The 10,489-nt window shown below is 74.6% G+C and carries 10 protein-coding genes and 1 pseudogene; 6 read left to right on the top strand and 5 right to left on the bottom strand.

Annotated elements, in window-relative coordinates:
- Window positions 1-251: 251 nt before the first annotated feature.
- From ACWD4U_RS13730 to ACWD4U_RS13710, 5 genes and pseudogenes are all read left to right on the top strand, one after another.
- Window positions 252-1,610, top strand: a complete 1,359-nt coding sequence (locus ACWD4U_RS13730) for a CHAT domain-containing protein (RefSeq protein WP_363455510.1) — start codon at window positions 252-254, stop codon at window positions 1,608-1,610.
- Window positions 1,611-1,649: 39 nt separating this feature from the next.
- Entirely contained in the window at window positions 1,650-2,222 is a 573-nt protein-coding gene (locus ACWD4U_RS13725; protein WP_363455513.1) for a hypothetical protein, read from the top strand.
- 93 nt (window positions 2,223-2,315) lie between these two features.
- Entirely contained in the window at window positions 2,316-3,179 is an 864-nt protein-coding gene (locus tag ACWD4U_RS13720; protein WP_363455516.1) for a universal stress protein, read from the top strand.
- 61 nt (window positions 3,180-3,240) lie between these two features.
- Window positions 3,241-3,561 (top strand): annotated as a pseudogene (locus ACWD4U_RS13715) (Pr6Pr family membrane protein); the annotation flags it as partial.
- Window positions 3,562-3,645: 84 nt separating this feature from the next.
- Window positions 3,646-4,842 carry an alpha/beta hydrolase gene (locus ACWD4U_RS13710; protein ID WP_363455519.1) on the top strand — a complete coding sequence of 399 codons (1,197 nt, stop codon included), beginning with the start codon at window positions 3,646-3,648 and terminating at the stop codon, window positions 4,840-4,842.
- 48 nt (window positions 4,843-4,890) lie between these two features.
- On the opposite strand, the gene ACWD4U_RS13705 is transcribed toward ACWD4U_RS13710, so the two are convergent.
- Window positions 4,891-5,814, bottom strand: coding sequence for a hypothetical protein (locus ACWD4U_RS13705; protein ID WP_363455521.1), 924 nt, complete (start codon window positions 5,812-5,814; stop codon window positions 4,891-4,893).
- A 99-nt stretch (window positions 5,815-5,913) separates the two neighbouring features.
- Entirely contained in the window at window positions 5,914-6,324 is a 411-nt protein-coding gene (locus tag ACWD4U_RS13700; protein ID WP_363455524.1) for a hypothetical protein, read from the bottom strand.
- A gap of 243 nt (window positions 6,325-6,567) precedes the next feature.
- Between ACWD4U_RS13700 and ACWD4U_RS13695 the strand changes: the two genes are divergently transcribed.
- On the top strand, window positions 6,568-7,554 hold the full coding sequence (locus tag ACWD4U_RS13695) for an ArsR/SmtB family transcription factor (protein ID WP_363455526.1): 987 nt from the start codon (window positions 6,568-6,570) through the stop codon (window positions 7,552-7,554).
- 13 nt (window positions 7,555-7,567) lie between these two features.
- On the opposite strand, the gene ACWD4U_RS13690 is transcribed toward ACWD4U_RS13695, so the two are convergent.
- The 3 genes from ACWD4U_RS13690 to ACWD4U_RS13680 form a co-directional block, all read right to left on the bottom strand.
- Entirely contained in the window at window positions 7,568-7,894 is a 327-nt protein-coding gene (locus ACWD4U_RS13690; RefSeq protein ID WP_363455528.1) for a MoaF-related domain-containing protein, read from the bottom strand.
- Between the two features lie 146 nt (window positions 7,895-8,040).
- Window positions 8,041-9,069 carry an alpha/beta fold hydrolase gene (locus tag ACWD4U_RS13685; RefSeq protein ID WP_363455531.1) on the bottom strand — a complete coding sequence of 343 codons (1,029 nt, stop codon included), beginning with the start codon at window positions 9,067-9,069 and terminating at the stop codon, window positions 8,041-8,043.
- An 11-nt stretch (window positions 9,070-9,080) separates the two neighbouring features.
- The gene (locus ACWD4U_RS13680; RefSeq protein ID WP_363455534.1) at window positions 9,081-10,361 is read right to left on the bottom strand and encodes an esterase/lipase family protein; all 1,281 of its coding nucleotides are present in this window, start codon (window positions 10,359-10,361) and stop codon (window positions 9,081-9,083) included.
- Window positions 10,362-10,489 lie beyond the last annotated feature (128 nt).

The raw sequence follows: 10,489 nt of genomic DNA, 5'->3' as shown, positions 1-10,489 counted from the left end.
CGGCGGAGGCGGGGGGTGATCTGACGGGTCGTCGGCGGGCCGAGGGGGAGGGCGGTCTGCCGGAGGCGGGTGGCGGGCTGGCGGGGCGTCGGGGTGCGTTGCGTGGGGCGGTGGAGGCGTTGGAGCTTGGGCGGGGGCTGGTGTTGCACGCGTCTACGGCGACCACTGATGTGCCCGACCAGTTGCTTGCGGCCGGGCATCCGGATCTCGCTGCCGCGTGGCAGGCCGGCCCGCCGTCGGGGGCTGTCGGGGTGGCCACGGGGCTGGCCTCGCTGGAGCCCGGGAACCTGCTCGCCGCGTTGCCGGACGGCGCCGTCGTGCCGATGCCGGACGACCTGCGGCGTCGTGCGCTGACCGCGCTGGCCGGGGCGCCCGCCGGGCCGGGGGCGGCGACGCCGCCGCCGGTCGAGGAGATCGCGGTCGCGCTGCGGGCCGCCGGGGCGCACGCGCTGGTGTACCTGCTGCCGCCCGGTGCCGGTCGCACCGGGGAGGCGGTGCTGGTGACCGCCGACGGCCGGGTCGAGCTGCAGCCGCTGACGCTGGTCCGGGCGGGGGCGCTCACCGCGCTCGGCGCGTACCGCGACGCCCACCGGGCCCGGCAGGCCACCCTCACGCTGCCCGGCCGGCACCCGGAGCGCCGCGCCGCCCGCCACCGCTGGCGTGCGGCCCTCGCCGAACTCTGCGACTGGGCGGGCATCGCGGTCCTGCGGCCGCTGCTTCGCCACCCCGCGCTGCGCACGGACGGGCCGCCGCCCCGGCTGGTGCTGGTCCCGTTCGGCGAGTTCGGGCGGGTGCCCTGGCACGCCGGGCTGCTGAGCAGCGGACTGCGCGACGGCAGCCGTCCGGTGCGGGCCGCGGAGCGGGCGGTGCTCTCGTACGCCGCCTCGGCCCGGCAGTTCTGCCAGACCGCCGCCCGGGAGCGCCTGCCGCTCGACCTGCGCCCGGTGATCGTCGGCGACCCGGCCCGCAACCTGCCCGGCGCCGAGATCGAGGCCGAGTACCTGTACGCCGACCACTACCCGCACGGCACCCTGCTCGGCTACGTGCTGGGCGCGGAGGGTCCCGGCACGCCCGCCGAGGTGCTGGCCGCGCTGCCCGCCCGGGGCCGGCCCGGCGCCTCCGTGCTGCACCTCGCCTGCCACGCCCGCCCGCTCGGCCGTTCCCCGCTCGAGGCGCACCTCGAACTCGCCCCCGCCGGCGGGCCGGACAGCGGTCGCCTCCCGGTCGCCGACATCCTCCGCCAGGCGCAGGGCCGCCCGCCCTCCGCGCCGGGCGGCCTGGTCGTCCTCGACGCCTGCGTCAGCGACCACAGCGACGACGACCTGGACGAGGCGCTCACCCTCTCCACCGCCTTCCTCGCCGCCGGCGCCACCGGCGTCATCGGCTCCCGCTGGGAGGTCCAGGACGACCAGGTCGGCCTGCTGATGTACGTCCTGCACGGCCGCCTGCGCCGGGGCGAGCCGCCCGCCGAAGCCCTCCGCGCCACCCAGCTCTGGGCCCTCGACCCCGACCGCCGCCTCCCCGACGGCACCCCCGACGAACTCGCCGACGCCGCGGACGGCCTGGACGCCCTCGAAGCCTGGGCCGCGTTCGGCTACCAGGGCAGCTGACCCGCCCCCGCTCTCCCACAAGTCCCGAAAGGACGTCAGATGGACGCCACCGGCCTCGCCGCCGTGATCGCCGCCGTGGTCGGCGTGCTCGGCACCCTCGCCTCCGCCGTGCTGACCCAGCGCCGCGGCGACGCCGCCCGCCGCGAGGAGCGCGAACTCACCGAGCGGATCCGCCGGGCGGACCGCGACGAGCTGCGGCGCAGCACCGACCGCACCGACCTGCGGGCCTGCTACGTCGCCCTCAACACCGCCGCCCGCCAGTACCTCACCGCGCTCAACGACCACGCCCACGCGCTGCGCCGCCAGCAGCCGAGCACCGCCGCCGAGCTCGCCGCGGTGGAGGCCGCCCGCGCCGAGTACCGGCAGCGCTACGCCGAGGCGCAGATGACCGTCCCGGACGCCGTCCTCGCCGAGGCCTCCCGCGCCAACCACCGGCTCGGCGTGCTGTACGGCACCCTGGTACGGATCGCGCACGGCACCGCCCGGCCCGGCGACGACCTGACGGCCTACCCCGCCGCCGTCGACGCCGCCTGGGACGGCCTCGCCGTGCTGCGCCACACCATGCGCACCGACCTCGGCATCACCGACTCCGCCGTCCCGGTCGACGACTGAGCTCCGCCCGGCGGCGACCGGACGGCCACGATTGTGCGGGCCGCACGGGGCGACGCATGCTGGAAGGACCAACCCGTCTCCGAGGAGCACGCCATGGAGCACCGGGCAGTCAAAGGCGTGGTCGCGGGCATCGACGGCTCCGCGCCCGCCGCCGCGGCGGCCGAGTGGGCCGCCCGCGAGGCCGAGCGGCGCAGCGGCGCCCTGCACCTGGTGCACGCCGTCAACACCGGCACCGTCACCCTCTCGCCGCGCACCGGAACCACCGTCACCGACCTGATCCTGCGGGAGGCGGCGCAGCTGCTCGACACCGAGCAGACCGCACTCGAGGCCGCCCACCCCACGCTGCGGATCACCGGTGACGTGGTGCCCAGGGACGCCGCCGAAGCGGTGCTCACCGCCGCCGAGCACGCCGAACTCGCGGTGGTCGGCACCCGCGGCCACGGCGGCTTCACCTCGCTGCTGCTCGGCTCGGTCAGCCTGCGGGTCGCCGCGCACGCCGCCTGCCCGGTGGTGGTGGTCCGTGGCACCGGCCACCCGGAGGGGCCGGTGCTGGTCGCGGTCCGCGACGAACGCGACGCCGCGGCGCTGCGCTTCGGCTGCGAGCTCGCCGCCCGCCGCGGCCTGCCGGTGCGCGCCCTGCACACCTGGTCCCCGGTGGTCGCCGACGTCGGCCGGATGGCGCCGATGGTCGACGAACTCGGCGAGGAGGCCAGGCTCCACGAGCAGCTGCTGCGCCGTACCTGCGACCCGGTCCGCGAGGACTACCCCGAGGTCGTCGTCGACAGCCACCAGCTGACCGGCGGCACCGCCGCCACCGTGGTCGAGGAGTCCCGCACCGCCTCCCTGGTGGTGCTCTCGCGGCACGACCCGGCCCCGCGCTTCGGCCTGCGCATGGGCACCGCCGTCCACGCCGTGCTGCACCACGCCCACTGCCCGGTCGCGGTGGTCCCGGTCTGACGGTGGGTCAGCAGCCCGCCAGGAACAGCAGGTTGACGGTCAGTCGGCGGCGTGGGTCAACGCGGTCCTGCACTACGTGATGCCGTCGGCGATGCTCGCCGACTGGCTGGTCGACCCGCCGCGCACCCCCCTGCCGCGTAGCGCCCCCGCGTACTGGCTGGTCTTCCCGCTGGTCTACCTGGCCTACGGCCTGGCCCGCGGCGCCGCCGTCGACTGGTACCCGTACCCGTTCATGGACCCCAGGCTGACGGGAGGTTACGGGCGGATCGCCGGGGCGTGCACGGTGGTCGCCGCGGTCTTCGTCGGGCTGGCCTGGCTGCTGTGGAAGGTGGGCAACCACCTCTCCGGGCGCAGGGCAGCCGACCGCGGCGTGCATACTTGAGCGCACGTTTTCGGCCGCGCCGAGCCGTCGGCCGGCTCGCCACCCGCGGGCCGCTGAGGGAAGACACACGGGGACCACGGGGCCATGGGGCTGACCAGTACGACGCTGCTGCTGTTCACGATCGAGATCGCACTGGTCGTGCTGGGCGCGACCGTCTGGTGGTGGCCCGCGGTCGCCAAGGCGCACTGGCGGGCGGTGCTCGGCCGGATCGGCATGCTGCTCGGCAGCCAGCTCGCGCTGCTCGCCGTGATCGGCCTGGTCGTCAACAACTACTTCACCTTCTACAGCAGTTGGAACGACCTGCTGGGCACCGGCGGCGACGCCGCGGTCTCGGTCCGGGGCGCCGCGCCCGCCGCCGCGCCGCTGCCCCCGGTCGGCGCGAGCGCCGCCCCCTCGCCGAGCGCGAGCCCGGAGCCCAGCAACGTGCCGGTGCTGCCGGCCCAGGAACTCGGCAAGGAGCCCGTCGACACCGGCGGCCGCGGCGGCCGCGACCCGCGGACCGTCGGCGAGATCCGCAGCGTCCGGATCCCCGGCGCCCGCACCGGGCTCAGCACCGACGGCTACGTCTACCTGCCGCCGCAGTACTTCCAGCCCGGCAACGAGCAGCGCAGGTTCCCCGCGCTGATCGCGATGACCGGCTTCCCCGGCGACGCCAAGAACCTGATCACCCGGCTCAACTACCCCGGCGTCGCGCTGCAGGAGATCCAGGCCGGCCGGATGCAGCCCACCGTCATCGTGCTGATGCGGCCCTCGCCCGCGATGCCCGCCGACCCCGAGTGCGAGGACGTCCCCGACGGCCCGCAGTCCGACACCTACTTCACCAGGGACGTCCCGCGCGCCGTCGCCGCCACCTACCGGGTCGGCACCGGGCCCGGCGCGTGGGGCCTGATAGGCAACTCCACCGGCGGCTACTGCGCCGCCAAGCTCGCCATGCGCCACCCCGACGTGTTCGCCGGCGGCGTCTCCATGTCCGGCTACCTGCGCGCCGCCGAGGACGTCACCACCGGCGACCTGTTCAAGGGCAGCCAGCAGCGCCGCAACGAGGCCGACCTGCTGTGGCGCCTGCAGAACCTGCCGATGCCGCCCACCGCGATCATGCTCAGCGGCGCCGAGAAGGGCGACGGCGACTTCCGCAAGGACGCCGACGCCTTCACCGCCGCCGCCAAGCCCCCGCTCACCACCGGCACCGCCTCCGTCCCCGAGGGCGGCCACAACTTCACCACCTGGATCCGCCTGCTCCCCGCGGCCTTCCAGTTCCTGTCGCCGCACCTGAAGGCCTGACGGCCGGTCAGCTCCGGGCGCGGGCCCGGCCGGCGGGTCTGGACGGGATCACGGTGAGGTGGGGCTGACCCCGGCGACCGACGTGACGGTGCGGACGGTGGCCTGGACGCCGGCCCTGACGGTGGCGAGTTCGGTGGTGTGCTGGTCGATCGCGGCCTGCTGGAGGCGCTGCTCGGCGTGCAGCCAGGTCGGCACCAGGCCGGTGCGGCGCTTGCAGGCCAGGTCGGCGCGGGCGGTGGCGAGTTCGTCGGCGGTGGGCTCCGGCGTGTTCCACCGCTTGTCGCCCGCGGCGGCCATCGGGTCGGGATAGTTCCGGCCGCCCTCGGCCATGCAGGCCGACCAGGCGGTGAAGCCGGCCCGGACCTGCGGGTCGGTGAGCGACTGGTCGAAGCTCTCGGCGTCGATCCGGTCGGGCAGCTCCGGCGGGCCGTAGTAGCCGCCGCCGTCGGTGAGTTGCCGCTTGGCGTCGCCCTCGCAGCCGCCCGCGGGGACGTCGGCGCCGCCGAAGCTGCGCACCGAGCCCTCGGCGACGTGCTGCTCGTCGGCGGAGCGGGTCGGCTTGCCGCCGGCCTTGGCCTGGGCGGCCCAGGCGGGCGGGGCGGTGGTGGCCCGGCCGCTGATGTAGTAGCCCTTGTAGTGGTAGCCGCTGGCGGCGTACCCGTCCGCGTCGGCGCCGTACCGGCCGACCATCGGGTCGAAGTCGCGGACGTCGTCCGAGGGCCCGGCCAGGCCGGTGAAGCCGTGCGCGGCCATGCAGCGGTTGTAGAGCACCACGTAGGCCACCCCCTCGATCTTCAGCTGGCCGGGGGTGAACTCGTACGCCGTGATCGGCAGGGTCTCCCCGGCGGCCAGGGTCCCGGTGGCGGGGCCGACCGACGGCGCCCGGTCGGCCGGGACCGGCCCGGGGGCGGGTGCGCACGCCGCCAGCACGCACGCGGCGGCCAGCGACAGGAAGACGGTCGGCTTCCTCACGGTTCGTCACATCCCTTCCAAGACGGGGTGGGCCGGTCCGGCCGGGCCGCCTGCGGGGCGACCCGGCCGGACCGTTCGACTGCCGGTACCGCGCAGCCGTCAGCTCCAGACGATGGACTCCTGGAGGTTCTTGCTGTTGCCACCCAGGTTGTTGGAGGTGTTCGCACCCACCCAGGTGTTGTGGCCGCTCGCGCCGTAGATCCACGCACCGTGCACGGTGTTGTGGTTGTAGTCGGAGCCGCCGTTGTGCCAGACGCCCTGGTACTGGCCGTTGCCGGCGGTGATGAAGGTGAAGGCGCCCAGGTTCGGGACGTCGGCACCCCAGAAGCCGATGTTCGAGCCGCCGTAGTTGGAGTTGTAGTAGAGGCACAGGTCGCCGGCGACGCTCTGGCTGGTGTCGCAGGCCTCGGCGATGCCCGAGCCCCACGAGGTGGCGCTGGCCGGGGCGGCCAGTGCGAAGGCGGAGCCGAGGAGTCCGGCGGTGGCGGCGAGGACGGCCGCCTTCTTCATGACGCGCATGGTGTGTGCTCGCTTTCCAGGTTGAGTGGCACCGGCTCGTACGGCCGGCCCACGAAACGAAGGAGCGTACGAACTGCCTTGCAAACGGAACGGGTTGAGCGTCTTTCCGACCGGGCCCGCGGTGCTCGGTACAGAGACAGCAAAGTCCCCGGAGGTCTGGACCGGCCAGTGATTCGATGACGTTCGAATGCCGTAGGCGCCGAACCGTTCCCCCCACCCGGAAGAGGCAATCGCGTGCTCCGGATCGACCTGGACCTCAGAGCCCTGGCGAACACCAGATTCGCCATCTCACCCCTGCACACCACCGCCGACAGCCTCTGGCTGATCCACCGGACCGCCCGGCCGTCCCCGCGGGGCTGGGGGCCGCTGGTGCGCCAGTCGATCCGCGAACGCGGGCTGACCGTGCTCCACTCGCTGTACACGGGGGCCTGGCGCTACATCCCGGACTTCCTACAGCCCGTGCCGCACAGCCACGACGAGGTGGTGGAACGGGAGTTGCACGAGGTGGCGACCGCCGACCCGAGCCGGATCGCCGCCGAGCTGAGCCTGATGCTCACCGGCAGCACCCGCCTGAAACTGGCCGGCGGCACCCCCCAGCGGCCGCTGCTCAACGCCATCGAACGGGGCGAACAGGCCTTCGCCGAGCGGGTCGCGGCCGAACTCCACCAGCTGTGGGAGACCGCCGTCGCCCCGCGCTGGCCGGCGCTGCGCTCGCGGCTGGAGAACGACATCGCGCACCGCGCCCACACGATCAGCCGGTACGGCCTGGGGAGCGCGCTCGGGTCGCTCGACCCGCGGATCGCCTGGAACGGCGACCACCTGCTGGTCACCGTCGACTTCTGCTCCGAGATCCGGGTCGTGGAGTCACTGGTGCTGATGCCGGCGGTGTTCGGGTCCTGGGTGCACGCGCTGCTCGACCCGTTTCCCGACCGCACCGACCGGCGCGCGCCGATCCTGGACTACCCGGCGCTGCCGCTGCTCGGCGTCGGCGGGCCGCCCGCGTCCCCGGCGGGCGAGCTGATCGGCGACACCCGGGCCCGGCTGCTCGCCGACCTGGTCGCCCCGCGGACCACCGCCGAGCTGGCGGAGCGTCACCGGCTCGCGGCCAGCACGGTCTCGTACCACCTGGGCGTCCTGCTCCGCTCGGGCCTGCTGGTCAGGACGCGGCAGGAGCACCGGGTGCTCTACCGGCAGTCGCCCCGGGCCCGCGAGGTGGTCTGAGCCGGGCACGGCGTCAGGCCGGGGTGAGGGTGCCGGTGTGCAGTTCGCCGACCCGGCCGGTCTCGCCCTCCCAGGTCCAGAAGACCTTCACGGTGAGGGCGCCCAGGTCCATGACGTGGCTGACCGTGATGCCGCTGCGCTCGGTCCAGGAGACGAACCAGATGCCCGGGGCGACGGCGGCGACGTGCAGCGGGACGTCCTCGTACTGGCCGGCCGACTCGCCCAGGCCCTCCCAGCGCAGCCGACTGCCGTCCGCGGAGTAGGAGTTGCGGAAGGAGGCGCCGTTGTCGACCTCGAAGAGGTAGGTGCGGCCGGCGAAACCGGGCAGGGGGGCGGTCATGGCGGGGCGGTCCTTTGGCGGCAGACGGTCGACGGGCGCGGCCGGGGTGGCCGCGCCCGTCAAACCTAGCGGACGGCGGGGCCGGCCGCGCTCCTACGCGACCTGACCCGTCGTCACCCTCCGAGCCGGTCGGACCGCGCGCCCGGTCAGGCCCCGCCCAGGGTCTCCACCAGCGCCGCCAGGAACTCCTTCGGGCGCTCCAGGTGCACGCTGTGCCCGGCGCCCTCGACCACCACCTCGCGCACGGTCCCGCCCGCGGCGGCGTACCGGTCCAGTGCGGCGCGGGTCTGCGCCACCATCGGCTGGGCCGGGCAGACGTCCGCGCCGGGCCAGCCCGGGACGACGCCGAGGGCGCCCAGGTGGGCCAGGTCGAAGAGCGAGGTGTCGGAGACGATGACGTCCGCCGAGCCGCGGACCCACAGGACCGGCGGCTTCGGCTCGACCAGCTCCAGGTCGTCGATCCGGAAGTGGGTCGGCGCCATCGAGTTGAGCACGCCTCGCCCGCCGGGCGCGAAGCCCGGCCAGGCGTCGCTCGGACGGATGTCGCCCGGGTAGTGGTCGTCGCCGACCCGGGTGGTCAGCATCGCGGCCACGTAGCGGTCCGGCTCGGCCAACGGCTCGCTGACGTAGGCGGAGTCCAGCACCGAGCGCGGTGCGAAGGGCGACTCGGCGCCCGACTCGCCCGCGCGCAGCAGCCGGACGAACTCGGTGGCCGCGCCGCCCGCGCCGGAGCCCGCGCCGTCGGGCGAGTTGAGCCGCCCGTCCACCCCGTGCGTGCCGCCGAAGCCGTACGGGGAGACCGGGTTGACCAGGGTGACCGAGCGGACCAGCGCCGGGTGGTCGCGCAGCAGTTGCAGCACCACGCCGCCGCCCATGCTCCAGCCGACCAGGTGCACCGGGCCGAGCTCCAGCGCCCGGACGAAGGACAGCAGGTCCTCGCTGTGGTCGCGCAGGCCCTGGGTGGCGTCCACCGGCAGCGGTTCGGTGCCGCCGAAGCCGCGCAGGTCCGGTGCCAGCGGGCGGTAGCGGGCGGGGAGTTCGGCCATGGTGGGGTGCCAGAAGGCGCTGGAGGAGACGTTGCCGTGCACCAGCACCACCGGTTCCCCGGTGCGGCCCTCGATCTCGGCGTGGCTGACGGTCAGCCGGTCGGTCGTGATCAGTCGTTCGGTGATCATGTGACGGGTCCTCAGTTCAGCCAGCTGCGGACCTGTGCGCTCGCCGCGCTGTCCCAGCCGAGTTCCAGGTGGTTGGCGAGGGTGATCAGCGCGGTGCCCCCGACGGTGCCGAAGCCGGTGGTGTCGAGCGCGCTGGAGACGAAGACCACGCCGTCGCTCGGGCCGCGGTTCTCGTTGAAGATGCCGACGATGCTGGGCGTGCCGCCGGCCAGCAGGTAGGACGTCACCGTGGCGGGCACCCCGGCCTGGCGCAGCGGCGTGACCAGCGAGCCCGCGTTGATCGCGGCCTGGATGCCGCCGCCGTCGGTGTAGAAGCCCTGCCCGCCGTAGTAGGTCGTGTACCAGTCCTGCTGGGTCTGGTCGACGCCGAAGACCGAGTCCCAGCGGGCCAGCATCTGCCGCTGCCCGGGGTAGTCGTCGTAGCCGCCGCTCGGGGTGAAGGAGAACTCCGGGTGCGCGGTGTAGGTGCCGTAGCAGGTCATGTGCAGGTGCGGGGAGGGGGCGTTGACCGCGCCGCCGCACTGCGGCCAGATCGAGAAGTCGTGCGCCCACCCGTGCGCGAAGGGGTAGTCGTAGCCGCCGTTCGGCCCGCCGAGGGTGATCAGCTTGCGCACGTCGCCCGCGTACGGGCGGCCCCAGGACGGCTTGACCGAGGACACGTAGGCCCGGGTGGACATCTCGCCCTTGCTCCAGCCCACCAGGTCCACCTGGGGGACGCCGAGCTTGGCGCGGATCAGCGCGACGGCGTCCCCGACCTCCTGAGCCTGCATCAGGTTGTCGCCCTGCTTGTGCGCGAAGCCGATCGCGAAGACCCGGTACCCCTGCCCGGCCAGGTACTGCATCAGGCCGGTGCTCGGGCAGGAGGCGGCGCCGCAGCCGTAGCCGCCGGACTCGCCGGGGTTGGCCCAGGCCCGGTCCGGGTTGTCGTTGGCGCCGTGCACCAGCAGCACGGGGACCTGGTGCGCGCCGGTGTTCCAGCCCGGCGCCGAGTAGAGCAGGAAGCGACCGGAGTAGGGCTGCTTGACGCCGCCGAAGAAGGTGAGGCGCTGCCCGTCCTGGTCGCCGCGGCCGTCCGGCGGGTACTGCTCCTGGTGGAAGCCGGAGGTGGTGTCGAGGTACCGCTCGACGTGGTCCCAGCCGTTGGCGACGCTGCCGTAGTTCGCCTCCAGGGTCAGGTTGGACGGCACCGCCGCCGAAGCCGTCCCCGTCGGGACGACCGCACCCGCCAGCGCGAGCACGCCCGCGAGCAGGAAGCCCAAGCCGCCGCGCCTCCCGCGTCCGTTTCTCCACATACCGCGTTCACTCCTTCACGCTGAGTCCCGTACGCGCACGCTACGGAGGCGGGAGTGCCGTCGGAATGGGTGCGGCGCATACCCCGGGCCGCCCGGTGTGGCTGTCGGCCCCATGGCCGAGGGGCGGT

The sequence above is a fragment of the Kitasatospora sp. NPDC002522 genome (assembly GCF_053595195.1).
This window is presented reverse-complemented; position numbering and strand designations above follow the sequence as displayed.